Genomic DNA, 15314 nt, shown 5'->3' on the forward strand with positions numbered 1-15314 from the left:
ACGGGAAGCGGGTGAGAGCGATGGATGAACCGTCGCTGGACCGGCAGGCAGTCCACGACGAACTGGAACAGGCCCGTACGGCATTCCACGAACTCCTCGACGAGGCCACCGACGCCGACCTGCGCCGGCCCACCGACGGCACCCGGTGGACCAACGAGCAGCTGCTGTTCCACATGCTCTTCGGCTACATCCTGATACGGCCGCTGCTGGTCCTGATGCGGACCTTCGGACAGCTGCCGCGCGGTGCGAGCCGGGCCTTCGCCCGTGTCCTAGACGCAGGTACTCGGCCCTTCGACGTCGTGAACTACCTCGGCCCGCTCGGTGGCGCGAGGGTGCTCGGACGTCGCGGCATGGGCTCGGCCTTCGACCGCGTGATCGCCGGGCTGCACCGGCGGCTCGACGCCGAGCGGGAAGCCCAACTCTCACTGGGCATGCACTACCCGACGCGCTGGGACCCGTTCTTCCCGGACGTCATGACGATCGCGGACCTGTACCGGTATCCGACCCAGCACTTCGAGTTCCACCGTCGCCAACTCACCCTGCCTGCAGGTCCGCAAGCAGCGTGCTGATCTCACGGGCCGCCTCGCGGGCTGGGCGGCCGACGCCGATGAGCGTGGCCGAGGCAGGTCCGGTCCAGTCGCCGTAGCCGAGCAGGTGGAGGCGCGGCTCGCCGGCCGCTCGGGTGCCCTCGGTGGCGATGCGCCCGCGCCGGCCCCGGAGTTGGAGTGGGGCCAGGTGGGACAGAACCGGTCGGAAGCCCGTGCACCAGATGATCGCGTCGGCCTCGGCACGGGTGCCGTCGGCCCACTCGACGCCGCCGGCGAGGAGCCTGGCGAACATCGCGCTCGCCTTGAGCAGGCCCCGATCCCGAGCCTCGCGCACAGGCGGTACGGCGACGATGTCGCCCAGCGACGCCACGCCGCCAGTGTCCGTACGCTCCTCGTCAAGGGCGCGGCGGCGGGCGGTGGCCGCGTCGAACAGGGCACGGCCGTCGATGTCGTCGGCCAGATAGCGGGGCGAGCGCTGGGTGACCCAGGTCAGCTCGGTGTCGTACGCCAGGTCGGCGGCGATCTGAGCACCGGAATTGCCGCCCCCGACCACCACGACGCGCTCCCCGGCGAAGTCACGCGGGCTGCGGTACTCCACCGTGTGCAGCTGACGCCCCTCGAAGAGACCCCTTCCCGGAACCGCGGGGAGAAAAGGCCGCCACCACGTGCCCGTCGCGCTGATCGCTGCGTGGGCATGCCACATCCCGGAGTCGGTCTCCACGCGCAGGAGTTCACCATCCCGGTGCACGCCGAGCGCCCGCACCGGTCGCTCGATCGGCAGCTCGTAACGCTTCTCGTAGTCCCGCAGATACGCCACCACGTGCTCGGCATCCGGGTACTCCTCTTCCGCCTGGGGCGGCATGAGCCGTCCCGGCAGAGAGGAGAAGGCCGCAGGCGAGAAGAGGTGGAGCGAGTCCCACGTGTGCTGCCAGGCACCGCCCGCCGCCGCCTGGGCGTCGAGGATGACGAAGTCGATGCCGCGGCGGCGCAGGTGGTAACCGGCAGCGAGGCCGGACTGGCCGCCGCCGATCACCACCACCTGCGTACTAGGGGTCATTCAGCGGACCGGCCATGCACGAAGATGAGCGCCACCAGAGCCAGACCGACGACCCCGCCCACGAGTTGGGCGCCGATGAAGCCCAGCAGCGAGCCCGGCGCGATGCCCGCGAACGTGTCGCTGAAGGTACGGCCGATCGTCACCGCCGGGTTGGCGAAGGACGTGGAGGACGTGAACCAGTAGGCGGCGCCGATGTACGAGGCGACGGCCACGGGCGCGAACCGCAGCTGGTCGGTGCGGGCCAGGCCGAAGATGAGCAGGACGAGCCCGGCGGTGGCCACCACCTCGCCCAGCAGCAGGTGGCCGGCCGAGCGGTCGTGCGTGGACCACTCCACCAAGGGCTTGCCGAACATCGCGTCCGCCAGGATCGCGCCCGCGATGGCACCGACGACCTGTGCGGGGACGTACACCGCGACCTCGCGAGCGGTGACGCCGTCGCCGCCGCGTCGGACCGTCCACCACTCGGCCAGCGTGACCACCGGGTTGAAGTGCGCCCCGGACACCGGGCCGAGCAGCAGGATCAGGATGCCGAGCCCGAAGACGGTGGCGATCGAGTTGGCCAGCAACTGCACCCCGACGTCCTGCGTCAGCTCGGTCGCCTGGATGCCGGAGCCGACTACGACGGCGACCAGGAGGGCGGTGCCGAGCAGTTCGGCTACGGCCCGGGAAGTCAGCGGGGTACGGGGCGGGGTGGCACCCGGCGCGGGCTGGGGCTCACGCCCGGGAGCGGCGGAGGCTATGGCGGCCTCCCCGGCTCTGTTGTGCTCGGCGGCCTCGGTGGCGGTCAACAGGACTCCTTCATTGCAGTCGCCGTAGGGCGGTGATCAGGGGCAGGACCGCTTGACATTGTTCTCAGTGGTGGCGCGCGCGGTCTCCGCCAGGTCGGCGAACTGGCCCGCGAGGGAGGCGATGACGTCGGGCTTGAGCCGGAAGTAGGTGAACCGGCCGCAGGGCTCGGTCTCCACGACCCCAGCCTCGCGCAGCACCTTCAGATGGTTGGAGAGGTTGGTCTGCTTGGCCCCCGTCTCCTCGATCAGGTGCGTGCTGCACAGCGTCTCCCTGGCCAGCAAGGTGACGATCTGGAGGCGGAGCGGGTCCGCGAGAACCCGCATCAGATCAGTATCGACTGACGTCATCATGGACTGATACTCTCACATCACTCCGAGCTGATACCAGCCTGAGCTGAACCCTGGGCCCCGCATCCCCACACCCGTGAGGCCCACGCCCCGAAGGGGTTTCCCATGACCGCATCCACGCCCCCCGTCCTGCTCGACGAACGCCTGGCCTCCGGCATCGCGAGCCTCGCCCTGCGCTACCGCGGGCGCGGCGTGGATCTCACGGACGCGTTCCCCAAGCCTCTGACCGACGAGGTCGTGCAAGCCGCCGACATCGTCATCACGATGGGCTGTGGGGACGCCTGCCCGATCGTGCCCGGCCGCGGCTACCTGGACTGGCCGGTCACCGACCCCGAGGGCGCCCCGATCGCCGTCGTCCGGGGCATCCGCGACGAGATCGACGCCCACATCACCGAACTGCTCGACTCGCTGCCGAGCTCCTGAGCCCCGTACACCTCGCACTCCTCGTACTAAGGAAGAACCCGTGTCCTCCAGCCCGCTCGCCTCCGTGCTGTTCGTCTGCGTCCACAACGCCGGGCGCTCCCAGATGGCCGCCGGTTTCCTGACCCACCTCGCGGGCGACCGGATCGAGGTCCGCTCCGCCGGCTCCATCCCCGGGGACCAGGTCAACCCGTCCGCGGTCGAGGCCATGAAGGAGGTCGGCGTCGACATCTCCGCGGCCGAGCCGAAGATCCTCACCACCGAGGCCGTTCAGGCGTCCGACTACGTCATCACCATGGGCTGCGGCGACGCCTGCCCCATCTTCCCGGGCAAGAAGTACCTCGACTGGGCCCTTGAGGACCCGGCCGGCAAGGGCGTCGAGGCCGTCCGCCCCATCCGCGACGAGATCAAGACGCGCATCGAGGCCCTGATCGCCGAGATCGACGCGAAGCAGGAGGCATGACCCCAGTGACCGACAGCACCGGCAGAGACGGCATACGCGAGGTCATCGTCATCGGCTCCGGCCCCGCCGGATACACCGCCGCCCTCAACACCGCCCGCGCCGAACTCAAGCCCCTCGTCTTCGGCGGTTCGCCGGGACACGGCCGTCGGCAAGGGACACCCACACGTACGGCAACACCAATTCCACCAGCTGGTCCGGCTTCGCGTGCTCCAGCATCCTCGCCGTCTGCTCCAGGCTCCCCCGCAGCGGCAACCCGCCGCCCGGCAGCACCGGAGACGCCGCACGCGGTCGCGGTACCGAGGGAAGGCGTGGGGCCCGCTTTTGTGGCGTTCGGTGCTTCCTGCCCCGCTTCTGCTTCGACGTGAGCAGAGCCTAGAGATCTCAACTGGCTCCGCGACAGACCGCGTTCACGACGTCACCGGAAGGTCGGCAACCATGCGGCCGTGCTCGACCGTCCTTCGGACATGCCGTCCCGCCAGGCCAGGGTGCGCCTGAACTGGCTGGTGCCCAGGATCCACTGGCGTCCGCTGACCGGCGGGATGGCGTCGCTGCGGCCGTGGTCGGTGCAGTACGTGTTGATCCACCGGACGAAGTCCCACAGATCGGTGTTGGTACAGGTGGCCGCCTTGGCCCGCCGGGCGGAGCGGCTGAAGTGCCGGGAGGTGCGCGGGATGGCGAACAGACGCTTCTGCCTCGGGCCTTGGAGCTGTTCCAGCACCTCGATGGCCTTGGCGACCGGCGCTCCGACGACCCACGTTGCTTCGACTCCCCACGGCGTGCCTTCGCCCTTGAACGCCTGGCTGGTCACGCGATAGCGGCTGATGCGGCCGCTGGTGTCGGTTTCCTTGAACAGGCAGCCACGGCGCAGGTGCTTGACCTCGCTGTCGCGCATGCCGGACAGGTAGGCGATGACGATGTAGGCGACCGAGTGCAGCAACCGGACCAGGTTCTCCGTGTCCCGCACGTCGACGCGGTCCTGCCAGGAGCGGCCGTCGAGTTGACTGTCGGACGCGGGCCGCGGACTTCGAGATCCCAAACAGCGGGGCCAGCTGGCGCTACTGAGGAGTGCAGCTTTCTTGACGACGACCAGGACCCTCGACATGTCCCATCGTCCCAAGGCAGAGGCCCTCCTCACCTTTTTGATCACGCTGCGGACAGGCTCGTTGGTGAAAATGCGAGGCTAGGACGCTAGGAAACACCCTTCCGCAACGACGCGACGAGGCGGTCAAGGTCCCCGCGTGCCGTGTACGTACGGATCGGGTCAATGTAGTCGCGTGACTCGATGATCTGACCGTCCCGGACACGCATGACGAAGACGCAGGGCACCTTGGCCATGGAGTCGTCCGGCAACGTGAACTCATAGGCGAACTCGGCGACAATCACTTCAGGATCGGCGGTCTCGTGAACGACGACATCGACGACCCGCCTCTTCGGCAAGGACTCCCGAACTTCCGGCGGCACCGTGAAGTGCCCCTGGAGCGCACGCCGACTCGTCAACGGCTCGGACTCCGGCGTCGCCATCGGATGGCGGACATCGGTGACCTCGCCATACAGGTCAGGCAACTCGTCGAAATTCCCACCGGCGACCCCATGAACAAGCCGGAGAAACACCTCACGCGGACTCAGACTCACAAGACCTCCCCAAGTAACACGCACAGGCGACTAGTGATCATTATCGCCTGATCCGGGCCGGTCTCGCGGACTGTCTCGACCAGCAGCACCCCACCCGCCCGACTGACGGCCCCCACGGCCGTCGCCCCCGGACCCGGACATGCGTATACAGGCCAGTACGCTTCACCTGAGAAGTGCTCCTTCGACACCAACGGTCAGGCCCCTCGACAAGTCCGATCGTTGGAGGTCAGGAGCGCTTCTCGCGCTTCTGATCAAGTGGTGGACGGCATTACTCGTGAAAGCCCGAGGCCAACGGGCTTTGCCTGTTGGCGGGGGCCTATGGCTGGTTACATGGGAATCTCAGGCAGTGAAGGGTGAGGGCGCGTGGACCAGAGTGAGGACGAGATCCTGGCTGAAGAGCTCGCTGCTCTGGGTGCCGTTGGCGGGGGCAGCGGTGGCTTGACCCGGCTTGTGGCCAAGCTGATGAGGAAGAACGTCCATGAGATCGACCTTGTCCTCCCCTTGCCGTTTGACGATGCCGTCAAGCGTGTCGTCAAAGTGCTCGGACAAGCCGGGCGAGCAGTGGAGCCCATGCATGTCGAGCCTGGCAGGGACCGGGAGACGATCCGTGTCGTTGCCAGCGGTGGCGCCGGCGGCATGAATCCTGTAGTGGTCACTGCGTTGGTGACAAAGGGCGGGGAGAGCACCTCGAAAGTCACGCTTCGCGCAGCAGCCAAGGAAGGCCTGATAAAGCAGCGAGCGGGCGAGAAGACCGCCGCCCGTCTTGCGGCGTCGCTGAGCAGTACAGCAGATCAGTAACCTTCCGCGACCGCTCCCCAAGATCTGTGCCAGAGCCCTTCAAGGATCTGGCAGCGATCACGGGGAGCCGTCACGGTCGGTGAACGGCGTGTTCGATTCCTTGATGAGCACCGGGATGCACCGTGCGAGCGTGGGCGATGGATGGGCTTTCCGGCCGTGCCGCGTCTATCAGGTGTCGTTGGAACTGCCCGCGAGCGATCCGCCTATCCAGAAGGGCAGCGCCTTTTGATCTTTGCTCAGTGAGTGTCGTATGGCGTTGACCAACTGCACCTGTGCCTGGGCGGGTGCTCTGTTGGCCTGGGCGAACTCCTCCTGGCTCAACGGGTCACGCGACGGGTCGCGTGCCGGGTCGCGCGCCACTTGGTCCAGGAATGCGTTGATGGCCTTGCCGAAGTTGTCGATCTCCGCTGCGACGGCCACAGGGGCAACCAGGCTGGCACGGGTCAGGGTCGCGCTCCACTCGCTCCAGTCGTAGTCCCATCCCTGTTGATCGGCATGGGCGCGGCTGATGATCATCGTGAACTTGGCGTAGTGGCTGATCAGTTCCTCGTAGGCGATCAACTGCTTGTCCCGAAGCCACTGACGGTCCTGGGCCCGGTGCGTGACAATGCCCCCGACCAGGACCCCGATCGTGGCGGACAGCGCCCCGGCTGCCGTTGTCACCAGCGTGTCCAGCAGTGCCACCCCGGGCCCCGTATTCCCCGTCGCTCGAACATCGGCGGCTCGAACCTACTAGTGACCAGCCTCCGGTGACAATGCTCAACTGCCATGGCGCAGGAGCCGGAGCGGGGGGTCACGCGAGCAGGATCATCTTCCGTAACAGGTCGAATTCGGCCCGGCCGTACAGCTGCCTCTTGATCTTCTTGATGCGGTTCACGGCGCCCTCGGTGCCACCGGAGCTCCAGCGGAGCGTCAGCCCGGCGGTGACGGCATCGAGATCATTGGTGAGCCCGCGGGCGAATCCGGTCAGGCCGGGCAGGTCCGCCGTGAGGGCCTCGTCGATCCAGGCGGGCAGGAGGACGCCGGTCTGCTGGGTGAGCATGTCACCGAAGTCACGTACTAGTTGGTGCGCGGTGGCCAGCTCTGGGCAGGCGTCCAGAACCGCTTTGAGCTGCCGGTGTTCGTCCTCGGAGAGCGAGCTCGGCCGGCGGGCGAGCCAGCCGGTGACCTGCCGTGCGGTCGGCGGTGCTGGGGGCGGCTGTGGGGTCCGGCGGGGCTGGTGAAGGCAGTGCCGCGCCCAGTCGCGCAACGTGGAGTAGCTGCCCTGCCAGCCGCGTTCGGCGAGTTCGTGGTGCAGGGCGGTGAGCGAGATGCGGCCACGGGTTTCGGTGATGCGTTGGGAGAGGTAGGTGTGGTGGACGTCGAGGCTGCTGCCGCGCCGGTGGCGTCCCGGGGAGACCTGGTACCAGTGCTCGGCGCGGGCGTACCGCTGCACGGTGTGCCGGCCCCAGCCCAGGTGGCGGGCGATGGCCCGGACCCCCATGCCCTGCTCCAACAGGCCGTGGACCAGGGCGTGATGGGCTTGCAGCCGTGCGGCGAGGCGGCCATTGCCGTGCGCCGTTGCGGGACGGGGCGGTGGCTGCGCGGACGGTGGCGGGGTCGGCGCCGACGGCGGTGCGCTGAGACAGGAGCGGTGCGCGGCGACGCATTTCTCGACGGCCTGGCCCAGATTCATCCACAAATGAACTTCCTTGGCCTCATGCTGAAGACCGTGTCCGGCCCGGAGAGCGATCGCCGTCAGCGTTGCCTGGTGTCGAGGGCAGCGAGGCCGCCACGAACGGCATCAGCCGTCTTGTCGAGCTGGTCTCGCTCCTGCACGCGCCAGTCAGCATCGATGCGAAATGGATCACCTGTGAAGCGAGGGAAGACATGCAGGTGAACGTGGAAAACTTCCTGGAAGGCTGCTTCGCCGTCCGCAAGGAACAAGTTGACGCCCTCACACCGCAAGCCTGATCGGCGCAGTGCGCGTCCGAGCTGATGCGCAACCTTCCAGACCTGGACGCCGACGTCCTCCTGAAGATCCTCCAGCCCCACCGCGTGCACCTTGGGAATGACCAGCAAGTGGCCCGGGGTGACGGGCTGGAGATCCATGAAAGCGATCACCGATTCGTCTTCGTGAACGATGCTGGCGTCCGCCTGACCTCTCGCTATTGCACAAAAGACGCATCCGCCGTCCGTCACAGCCCGTCCCCTCAAGACCCGAGTACCTCGTGCGGCTCACACCATCAGAAGCGGCAGCCAGGCGCGAGCGACTTTCACCCGGCACCGTTCCGTCGGGCCTTGGTCCGAGCCAGGCAGTACGACTCGGTGCCGGTCTCGATGAGGGTCGCGTTGAAAGTGAGCCGATCCACGATCGCCGCGCAAAGCCGCGGGTCCGTGAAGGTCCGGCTCCAGCCGGTGAAAACCTCATTGGAGGCGATCGCGTTACTGCTCTTCTCCTCACGCTCCGTGAGAACTTGCCTTCAGGATCGCTCTGGCATTCCTCGCCATAGGCAACGTCGTCGGCGCGCTCATGCTGCCGGCGCGGCCTGGACGCCGGGCGCGCTGCTGCGCCGGTAGCACCACACAGATGCGGTCGAGAGCCGACACCTCGTGCTCGACATGATCAGGAGTCCCGGGGCTGAGCAGCCCAGGGACTTCCTCTTCGTGTCGGTCAGCCCCAGTTCTTCAGGGCCTCGGCCACCTGGCGCACGTCCCGGCGCCCCGCGACAACGTCGCCGACCAGGCCGATCGCTTCCTGGCTGCCGATCTTGACCTGGATGCCGCTGGCGTTCAGGTAGGCGTAAGCGACCTGGGCAGCGAACAACTCGTTGGAGTGATCGAGTGCCGGGACCCGGGCGAGGGAATGCAGGAGCGAGGCAGCCCGGTGGTGTGCGGCCTCGTACACCAGAGTCCCCATGACCGAGTGCTTGTGGCGGGCAACGGCGGCCGCGAGCGCGCCGTAGTCGGTGACGTCCGGGTCGCCGGGCACCAGCGTCTGTGCGACTTCGAGCAGCCACCGCTCGTCGATGAACAAAACGAGGGGCATGAGGTCAGGCGGCGTGGCTGCTGCTGGGGCCGGTCCCGAAACGCTCGGCGAATGCCTGCCCGTGCTCGTCGGCGAATGCCTTCGCGCCCTCGAGGAACCGGACGCGCGCCAGGTCTGCGGTCAGCCGCTGGCTGGCGTACTGCGCGGGCTCCACATGGCCGTCAGCGGCGAGACGCTGCAGTTCCTCGAACGTCTCGTCATCGACCGTGATACGGATTTCCTTCGCCATGGCACCACGGTAGCCGGATCCGAGGCCTGGTGGGGAGGGAGGGGCTGAACCCACGAAGGTGGGCTGCCGCATGGCCCTCAACCAAGATCGAGAACAAGTTCAAAGAAGCGTGCATCAAACACCCTTCAGAACACGATCAAGTGCCGCCCGACCTGCAGGTCCCCAGTTCGGCTTGCCGCCGGGAAGGCCCCGATCTCCGTTCTGCCCCATGAGCATCAGGAAGAGGCTCTTCATAGCGGCCAGCCCGCGGGCGCGCCGGATCGCCGCCTCGTCTGCACGCGCGTACGTGTCGAAGAACCGTGAGGCCGTGCCCGCGGGTAGCAACACCCATGCGGCGGCGAGGTCCAATGCCGGATCGCCGACGAACATGTCACCGAAGTCGACGATGCCCGAGAGCGTTCCGTCCGAGACCACGACGTTCGCAGGATGGAGGTCGCCATGCACCCAGAGCGGTGGCCCCTCCCACTCGGGCGCTGCGACGGCGTCGTCCCAGACGGCCCGGACGTCGGCAGCGATATCGTCGTCGGGGGCAACGGCGTGGAAGAAGTGGTCGAAGCCGTCCGTGCAGTTCCTGGGATGGGCACCGCGGTCCGTAGCGATCGGCGCCTCGGCGGGCGCCTCCACATGGAGCGCCCGGAGGAAACCCGCCAGCGTGTCGGCCGCGTGGGCGCCGCGGCTGATCGAGCCGTGGTCCAGCGGCTCGCCGGGAACCCACGTCATCACGGTCCAGTGCTTGGGGAAGCGCTCGGACGGTTCGCCGAACCGCACCGGGGTCGGCACCGGGAGCGGCAGGCGCGGGGCCAGCAGGGGTAGCCACCGCCGCTCCTTGAGCTGGAGTTCCGGGGTGGGGTCCATGCGCTGCATGCGCACGGCCAACTCGTCCCCGAGGCGCCACATTTGGTTGCCCCAGCCGCCCGCCACCTCGCGGATGGCCAGCCCTGCAAGGTCTGGATGTTGCTCCTGCAGCAGGTCGCGGACCAGGTCTGCGGTGATCTCGATCTCGGTGTCGGTCATGCGAAGTCACAGTACTGAGGCGGCAGGCGGAGCGGCTCTCGCACTCAGGAACATCCCCTTCAGGTCCTGCTAGCGTCGGCCGGGACAGGTGATCGACTACGGACGGATTTCCGGATGTTCCCGAACCTGGAGCCGATACGCCCCTGGCGACCACCATCGGTGACCGCCGGAGGACGGATGCTCAGGCAACCGACGCCTTGAAAGGATCGGTGGGGATGATCTCTACCTCGTCGAAGAGCTGCTCCGACGCCTCGTGTCCGTGACGCCTGCGGAACTCGATCTCGGCTGTCGTTACGGGCAGGGTCCACAGGATGCGGGCGTGGCCCTCGGGAACGGGACAGTGTTCAAGGTCTGGTCCGTGGAGATAGGGCAGGCTGATCAGCAGGTGATCGCAGGTTGACCCCGGCACCCACGGTTCACCGATCGCCAGGTGCTCCAGGTCGAACTGATGTCCTCCGCAGTGGTAGTAGGCCCGGACATTCGTGGGCTGGCCCGCCGCCACCAGCAAGCGGGCCAAACTCGTCCTCGACGCCCTCGACATGGCGCTCTGGCGCCGAGACCGCGCCGGAACTCCCGCTGGACCGGGGCTGGTTCATCATTCGGACGCGGGCAGTCCATACACGTCATTCGCCTTCACCGCGCACCTCCTCGACGCCGGCATCGACGCCTCGATCGCCACCGTCGGCAACGCCCTGGACAGCGCGCTCATGGAATCCCATACCGGCCTCTACAAAACGGAGTTGATCAAGCTCCGCAAGCCCTGGCACGGCCTCTCTGACGTCGAACTCGCCACTGCGGAATGGGTCGACTGGTTCAACAACCAGCGTCTCCACACAGCGATCGGAGACATCCCGCCTCACGAGCACGAGACCAACTACTACGCTCAACACCAGCCCCAACCGGCGGCTGGAGTCAACACATAGAGCCTCCACCGATCCCGGAGCGCTTCAGTCAGCTTCGGGGCACTGGGACCATCCTTCTAAACGGGCTTGGTCTCACAGAAGCCACTGACGTGCGCGATCTCCTGACAGAGTTGGCCGCCTTCGACGAACCCCCACCCGTGGGACGACGTGGTGGAACTCCTCCAGGAGTCCCATCCCGCGCCGCACGAGGTCCTTGAACGCCTGCGCATGCTCGACGTCCTCGTTCAAGACGACGAGCAGCTCTTTCTACTCGACCCGATCGTCCGGCGGGCCTGGTCACAGCGCAACAATGTGTAGGACCCGTCGTCCAAGGCACGCCGACGCGGCTCAGTCCCTCTTGAATACCCGTCCAAGACCGGCTGCGAACGCGATGCCGAGCACCCAGCCGAGGAGGATGCACAGCCATGTCCAGATCATCAGCGTGCTGCCCAGGGGTGAGTCAGCCCGAGGGAGCCAGTTGCCGACCTGCCTGAAATTGACCACGGGCAGCAGTGTTTCGAATGAGTACGCCGCTGCGCTGAAGCAGGGATAGTTGGCTGGGCACTTGCCGGTCACCTGGCCGCGTCCGACTGCTTCCATGACCCCCTGGCTCTGGGCCCAGTTGTAGAGGAAGGCGTTGACCGTGCCGAGTACGATCATCGCGATGAGCGGCCGGTGCAGGCTGTACCCGTAGCCCACCGAGTGTTCAAGGAACCAGTTCCAGGTGCGGGACCAGCGCGACAGCCGGCCGCGTTTACGTTTCGCGCGCTCCGCGGCGATCGCTACGTTCCGGGCCGCACCCACTTGGCCGCCGGACCGAAAGGCGTCGGCGAGCTGCTGATAGCTCTGCGGCGAGTATTCCTCGGTGTTGGCGAGCCAGTCGAGGCGCTGATCGACGGTCATCGCCGCCTGAATCGTGCGATAGGTGAACCCTGTCAGCCGGACGCCCCTCTCCGGCCAGCTGTCCGGGCGGTCGGTGAGCCGTCCGACACTGGCGTACGAGAGGTCGACGCCTCCTGTCGGGGTGTCGGCGGGCAGCCAGACCATGCGCCCGCCCACGCGCATGCCAGAAGCGTCCAAGGCGCGTGCTGTACCGTGCAGTTCGCCTCCGTCGAAGGTGAGGTTCTTGCCGATCGCCGTGCCGAGCAGCCGCACCTGGCCTACTGACCGGAACCCATTGTCCAGGAGGACGTCACCCCGTACTGTCCCGCCGCTGATGTCCAATGCCCGTCCGCCGGGATGGTCGAACGCGCTGCCGCTGCACATGAGTTGTTCGTCGATGGTGCAGCGCAGCAGCCGGACCTCGCCGCTCGCGCGGAATTCGTTGTCGAGGTACATGGTGCCGTGAACGGTCAGCCCGTCACCTGCGAAGGCCGTGCCGTTCGGGTTCTCGAACGTTCCACGGGTGCAGTTGAGTTCGCGATGGACAGTGGCACCAATCAGCCGTACCTCCCCGAGTGCCTGGAATCCGTCGTTGAGGAAGACGTCACCGCCGCAGATCAGGCCGTCGGCATCCAGCGCGAAGCCGCCGTTGTTCTCGAAGCGGCCCTTCGTACAGCACAGTTGGCGCTCCAGTTTGCCGCCGGCCAGGCGCACCTCTCCGTGGGCCACGAAGCCCCGGTCGAGGTAAGCGTCATCGGCGTGGAAACGCGTCGCGTCAAGGGCTCGGCCCGCGGGGTTGTCGAAGGTGCCCTGGGTGCAACACAGTTCGCCCTTGATGACAGCGCCGACGAGCCTGATCTCGCCTCGGGAGTGGAAACCCCGGTCCAGGTAGAGGCCCGCCCCACAACGCACGGCGTCCGCCCGGATCGCCAGACCCTCGGTATGGGAGAACGATGCGCCGCTGGCACGGAAAGTGCGCATCTGAGCCCACTGGACGCACACCTCGCCCTCGGTCCGGAAGCCCTCTTCACACAGCAGGTCACCACCCAGAACCAGACGGCGGGCCTGCAGGCTGCATCCGGGCGGGTTGTGCAGGGTGGCACCGCGCAGGTCGAGATTCCCATGCACTGCGGCGGAGGCGAAGGTGACCTCACCCTCGGCGCGGAATCCCCCGTCCAGGAAGACCGTTCCCTGGACCAGCATGTTGGAGCCGTTGATGGCCACTCCGGAGGCCGGCCGGATGTCGGTGCCGGTGCACCGCAGGTCCCGTGACAACTCCGCCCCGCACAGCGACAGCATGCCGCGCAGACGCACATTCTTGATAACCACATCGCCCTTGGCGTCCATGCGGTCTCCGACCAACGAGGCCATCTCGCAGTCCACGAACTCGATCGACTGGTCAAGACGTGAGTCCGACAGATCGACGGTGTCCGAGAATGTGCACCGGGAAAAGCGAACCGGCCGCGCAATATGACCGCCCGACAGATTGAAGCTCCCATTGACGTGCGCGCCGCTGATGTGGATGCGCCGGCCAGCCTCCCAATCCGCCCATGTTCCGCCGCAGACCGCCCGCAGAACGTCGGCCCGCACCGCCACAGAATCGGGCACGCCGTCAGGCGATGCAGTGCCCAGATCTACTTCGGCCGCATCCTTGACGAGATCGATCACCCGCTGTTCGACGGCCGTGGGGTCCACGACGGCGTCCCGGTTGAAAGGCATGGCCATGATCCGCTCCGGAGGCTTCTCCGGGGTCGAGCCGTGCCGCCGGGTGTGGATCACAGACAGGCGCCGGCTCGTCCGGCGTTGAGGTGCCCCCTCAGAGTCGGCGCTACCGCCTCATCGCGCCAGGGGCCGAACGTCCGTATATTCAGACCGACTTCGCGAACACACCGGAATGTTGCGTACCGGCGCCCAGCCCAATCAGCAAGCCGGACGGCCTGCGGGCGTCACCCCGAGGACGGGAAAAATGGGGCCGTGGTCGTCCGGCCGACGTCGTGGCCGCTTGGCGCTTTCGAGCCCGTCAATCAACAGGATGCCGGGGACCTGTTCGACAGGCACCCAGAAGTATTGCTTCGAGCACGCGTATCAGACTCTTTCGCCTGCCGGGTCCCCGCCGGACGCCCGCGCCGTTTCGGCCGAGGACGAGCGGAAGGAGCCGGCGGTGGACGTGGTCTACGACCGGTGCGCCGGGAATCGACATCAGCAAGGCGGACGTGAAGGTGTGTATCCGGGTTCCCGGCGGGGGGAAGGGCACCCGGCGTCGCGGCGAGGTCCGTACGTTCTCTGCCTTGACCTCCGGGTTACTGGCGATGCGGGACTGGTTGCTGGCCCAGCGCATCACGGTGGTGGGAATGGAGGCGACCGGGTCGTACTGGAAGCCCGTGTTCTACCTGCTGGAACACGACATGGAGTGCTGGCTGCTCAACGTCCGCCGCATCAAGGCGGTCCCAGGCCGCAAGACGGATGTGAAGGACGCCGAGTGGATCGCCAAGCTGGTCGAACACGGCCTGGTGCGGCCCTCGTTCGTGCCGCCGGAGCCGATCCGGCAGCTGCGGGACCTGACCCGGTATCGCACCGATGTGGTGCGCGAACGCGCCCGAGAGGCCCAGCGGCTGCAGAACCTGCTGGAAGACTGCGGGATCAAGCTGTCGTCCCGCAGGTTCGCGTCCCATGTATGTCGCGAATCGCGAAGACTTCGCTACCCGTTACCACTGCGCGGGATTCTCGGGCTTCCACCGTCCGGCAAGTCCAGCCGGGAGGGCGGGCTGTCTGTAAGCACGTGTAGGCGTATCAGCCTCCATTCCCGCTCGGCTCGTCCGCGACCGGAGCGACGTCCGTATAGAACCGCGGCCTCCAAACGAGGCACACCATCGCCCGGCCAATCGCCGTATGCGGTTTGTACGCCGTCCGGCAGCAGCTCGTAATCACTGTGCTGCTACGAGCAGTTGGCGAGATCGCAATTGGGCTGCCCGACCACACCGCGGACACTTTCGCCGCCTGGCTCTGAGACCACCGGCACGTCCAGATGATCGGCCGGGACCGCAGCGGCGCATTCGCCGACGGCGCCGACCGCGCGCTGAACGGGATCCCGTAAGTGGCGGACCACCGATGTCATCGGGGGCTGGCTGTTCGCCACCGGATGGCTCGGAGTGTGCCTGTATGCGATGGCCCGGTGGCTGCCCGCATCGTTCATCTCGGCCACCAC

Annotated in this window: 20 protein-coding genes and 2 pseudogenes; 8 read left to right on the forward strand and 14 right to left on the reverse strand. The window is 67.2% G+C overall.

The window, feature by feature from the left end:
• Positions 1 to 20 precede the first annotated feature (20 nt).
• Positions 21 to 569: a DinB family protein gene (locus tag OG303_RS01405; protein WP_405863863.1), complete on the forward strand. Its 549-nt coding sequence runs from the start codon at positions 21 to 23 to the stop codon at positions 567 to 569.
• On the opposite strand, the gene OG303_RS01410 is transcribed toward OG303_RS01405, so the two are convergent.
• From OG303_RS01410 to OG303_RS01420, 3 genes are read right to left on the reverse strand one after another with little or no spacing between them, the layout of a single operon-like run.
• Positions 535 to 1605, reverse strand: a complete 1071-nt coding sequence (locus OG303_RS01410; protein ID WP_405863864.1) for an ArsO family NAD(P)H-dependent flavin-containing monooxygenase — start codon at positions 1603 to 1605, stop codon at positions 535 to 537. The two genes, OG303_RS01405 and OG303_RS01410, sit on opposite strands and share 35 nt — an antisense overlap.
• A complete protein-coding gene (locus tag OG303_RS01415; RefSeq protein WP_405863866.1) occupies positions 1602 to 2393 on the reverse strand; it encodes an aquaporin in 792 nt (263 codons plus the stop codon). The genes OG303_RS01410 and OG303_RS01415 overlap by 4 nt, the downstream gene beginning before the upstream one ends.
• 36 nt (positions 2394 to 2429) lie before the next feature.
• Positions 2430 to 2744 (reverse strand): ArsR/SmtB family transcription factor, encoded by a 315-nt coding sequence (locus tag OG303_RS01420; RefSeq protein WP_405863868.1) that lies wholly within the window; start codon positions 2742 to 2744, stop codon positions 2430 to 2432.
• 102 nt (positions 2745 to 2846) lie between these two features.
• On the opposite strand from OG303_RS01420, the gene OG303_RS01425 reads away from it, so the two are divergent.
• The 3 genes and pseudogenes from OG303_RS01425 to OG303_RS01435 form a co-directional block, all read left to right on the forward strand.
• Positions 2847 to 3164 (forward strand): hypothetical protein, encoded by a 318-nt coding sequence (locus tag OG303_RS01425; protein ID WP_405863870.1) that lies wholly within the window; start codon positions 2847 to 2849, stop codon positions 3162 to 3164.
• A 40-nt stretch (positions 3165 to 3204) separates the two neighbouring features.
• The gene (locus tag OG303_RS01430; RefSeq protein WP_405863872.1) at positions 3205 to 3624 is read left to right on the forward strand and encodes an arsenate reductase ArsC; all 420 of its coding nucleotides are present in this window, start codon (positions 3205 to 3207) and stop codon (positions 3622 to 3624) included.
• A pseudogene (locus tag OG303_RS01435) lies at positions 3621 to 3755 on the forward strand (FAD-binding protein); the annotation flags it as partial. The gene OG303_RS01430 and the pseudogene OG303_RS01435, both read left to right, overlap by 4 nt.
• Positions 3756 to 4039: 284 nt before the next feature.
• Here OG303_RS01435 and OG303_RS01440 read toward each other — a convergent pair.
• Both OG303_RS01440 and OG303_RS01445 read right to left on the reverse strand, forming a co-directional pair.
• Entirely contained in the window at positions 4040 to 4660 is a 621-nt protein-coding gene (locus OG303_RS01440) for a hypothetical protein (RefSeq protein ID WP_405863874.1), read from the reverse strand.
• 152 nt (positions 4661 to 4812) lie between these two features.
• Positions 4813 to 5256, reverse strand: a complete 444-nt coding sequence (locus OG303_RS01445; protein WP_405863876.1) for a nuclear transport factor 2 family protein — start codon at positions 5254 to 5256, stop codon at positions 4813 to 4815.
• 363 nt (positions 5257 to 5619) lie between these two features.
• Here OG303_RS01445 and OG303_RS01450 point away from each other — a divergent pair, with 363 nt between their 5' ends.
• The gene (locus tag OG303_RS01450) at positions 5620 to 6054 is read left to right on the forward strand and encodes a hypothetical protein (RefSeq protein ID WP_405863878.1); all 435 of its coding nucleotides are present in this window, start codon (positions 5620 to 5622) and stop codon (positions 6052 to 6054) included.
• Positions 6055 to 6222: 168 nt separating this feature from the next.
• On the opposite strand, the gene OG303_RS01455 is transcribed toward OG303_RS01450, so the two are convergent.
• The 8 genes and pseudogenes from OG303_RS01455 to OG303_RS01490 form a co-directional block, all read right to left on the reverse strand.
• A complete protein-coding gene (locus OG303_RS01455; RefSeq protein WP_405863880.1) occupies positions 6223 to 6738 on the reverse strand; it encodes a hypothetical protein in 516 nt (171 codons plus the stop codon).
• 109 nt (positions 6739 to 6847) lie between these two features.
• Entirely contained in the window at positions 6848 to 7729 is an 882-nt protein-coding gene (locus tag OG303_RS01460) for a transposase (RefSeq protein ID WP_405863882.1), read from the reverse strand.
• Positions 7730 to 7791: 62 nt separating this feature from the next.
• Positions 7792 to 8235 carry an HIT family protein gene (locus tag OG303_RS01465; RefSeq protein ID WP_405863884.1) on the reverse strand — a complete coding sequence of 148 codons (444 nt, stop codon included), beginning with the start codon at positions 8233 to 8235 and terminating at the stop codon, positions 7792 to 7794.
• A gap of 74 nt (positions 8236 to 8309) precedes the next feature.
• Positions 8310 to 8513 (reverse strand): annotated as a pseudogene (locus OG303_RS01470) (ATP-binding protein); the annotation flags it as partial.
• A gap of 194 nt (positions 8514 to 8707) precedes the next feature.
• The gene (locus OG303_RS01475; protein ID WP_405863886.1) at positions 8708 to 9082 is read right to left on the reverse strand and encodes a fic family toxin-antitoxin system, toxin component; all 375 of its coding nucleotides are present in this window, start codon (positions 9080 to 9082) and stop codon (positions 8708 to 8710) included.
• A 4-nt stretch (positions 9083 to 9086) separates the two neighbouring features.
• Positions 9087 to 9311 carry a hypothetical protein gene (locus OG303_RS01480; protein WP_405863888.1) on the reverse strand — a complete coding sequence of 75 codons (225 nt, stop codon included), beginning with the start codon at positions 9309 to 9311 and terminating at the stop codon, positions 9087 to 9089.
• A gap of 114 nt (positions 9312 to 9425) precedes the next feature.
• Entirely contained in the window at positions 9426 to 10325 is a 900-nt protein-coding gene (locus OG303_RS01485; RefSeq protein ID WP_405863890.1) for an aminoglycoside phosphotransferase family protein, read from the reverse strand.
• A gap of 181 nt (positions 10326 to 10506) precedes the next feature.
• Positions 10507 to 10842 (reverse strand): suppressor of fused domain protein, encoded by a 336-nt coding sequence (locus OG303_RS01490; RefSeq protein WP_405863892.1) that lies wholly within the window; start codon positions 10840 to 10842, stop codon positions 10507 to 10509.
• Between the two features lie 22 nt (positions 10843 to 10864).
• On the opposite strand from OG303_RS01490, the gene OG303_RS01495 reads away from it, so the two are divergent.
• A complete protein-coding gene (locus OG303_RS01495) occupies positions 10865 to 11248 on the forward strand; it encodes an integrase core domain-containing protein (protein ID WP_405863893.1) in 384 nt (127 codons plus the stop codon).
• Between the two features lie 150 nt (positions 11249 to 11398).
• Positions 11399 to 11545: a hypothetical protein gene (locus OG303_RS01500; protein ID WP_405863895.1), complete on the forward strand. Its 147-nt coding sequence runs from the start codon at positions 11399 to 11401 to the stop codon at positions 11543 to 11545.
• A 30-nt stretch (positions 11546 to 11575) separates the two neighbouring features.
• Here the strand turns inward: OG303_RS01500 and OG303_RS01505 are convergent, their stop codons facing one another.
• A complete protein-coding gene (locus tag OG303_RS01505; RefSeq protein WP_405863897.1) occupies positions 11576 to 13834 on the reverse strand; it encodes a hypothetical protein in 2259 nt (752 codons plus the stop codon).
• Positions 13835 to 14328: 494 nt separating this feature from the next.
• On the opposite strand from OG303_RS01505, the gene OG303_RS01510 reads away from it, so the two are divergent.
• The gene (locus OG303_RS01510) at positions 14329 to 15033 is read left to right on the forward strand and encodes a transposase (RefSeq protein WP_405877040.1); all 705 of its coding nucleotides are present in this window, start codon (positions 14329 to 14331) and stop codon (positions 15031 to 15033) included.
• The last annotated feature ends 281 nt before the right edge of the window (positions 15034 to 15314 follow it).

This window comes from Streptomyces sp. NBC_00005 (assembly GCF_045160215.1).
In the GTDB taxonomy this organism is placed as follows: Bacteria; Actinomycetota; Actinomycetes; order Streptomycetales; family Streptomycetaceae; genus Streptomyces.

Excerpts from the sequence above, each read along its gene's own strand:
- OG303_RS01405 (WP_405863863.1), top strand. The coding sequence starts at position 21 with ATGGATGAACCGTCGCTGGACCGGCAGGCAGTCCACGACGAACTGGAA.
- OG303_RS01410 (WP_405863864.1), bottom strand. The coding sequence starts at position 1,605 with ATGACCCCTAGTACGCAGGTGGTGGTGATCGGCGGCGGCCAGTCCGGC.
- OG303_RS01420 (WP_405863868.1), bottom strand. The coding sequence starts at position 2,744 with ATGATGACGTCAGTCGATACTGATCTGATGCGGGTTCTCGCGGACCCG.
- OG303_RS01425 (WP_405863870.1), top strand. The coding sequence starts at position 2,847 with ATGACCGCATCCACGCCCCCCGTCCTGCTCGACGAACGCCTGGCCTCC.
- OG303_RS01460 (WP_405863882.1), bottom strand. The coding sequence starts at position 7,729 with ATGAATCTGGGCCAGGCCGTCGAGAAATGCGTCGCCGCGCACCGCTCC.
- OG303_RS01475 (WP_405863886.1), bottom strand. The coding sequence starts at position 9,082 with ATGCCCCTCGTTTTGTTCATCGACGAGCGGTGGCTGCTCGAAGTCGCA.
- OG303_RS01480 (WP_405863888.1), bottom strand. The coding sequence starts at position 9,311 with ATGGCGAAGGAAATCCGTATCACGGTCGATGACGAGACGTTCGAGGAA.
- OG303_RS01485 (WP_405863890.1), bottom strand. The coding sequence starts at position 10,325 with ATGACCGACACCGAGATCGAGATCACCGCAGACCTGGTCCGCGACCTG.
- OG303_RS01495 (WP_405863893.1), top strand. The coding sequence starts at position 10,865 with ATGGCGCTCTGGCGCCGAGACCGCGCCGGAACTCCCGCTGGACCGGGG.
- OG303_RS01505 (WP_405863897.1), bottom strand. The coding sequence starts at position 13,834 with ATGGCCATGCCTTTCAACCGGGACGCCGTCGTGGACCCCACGGCCGTC.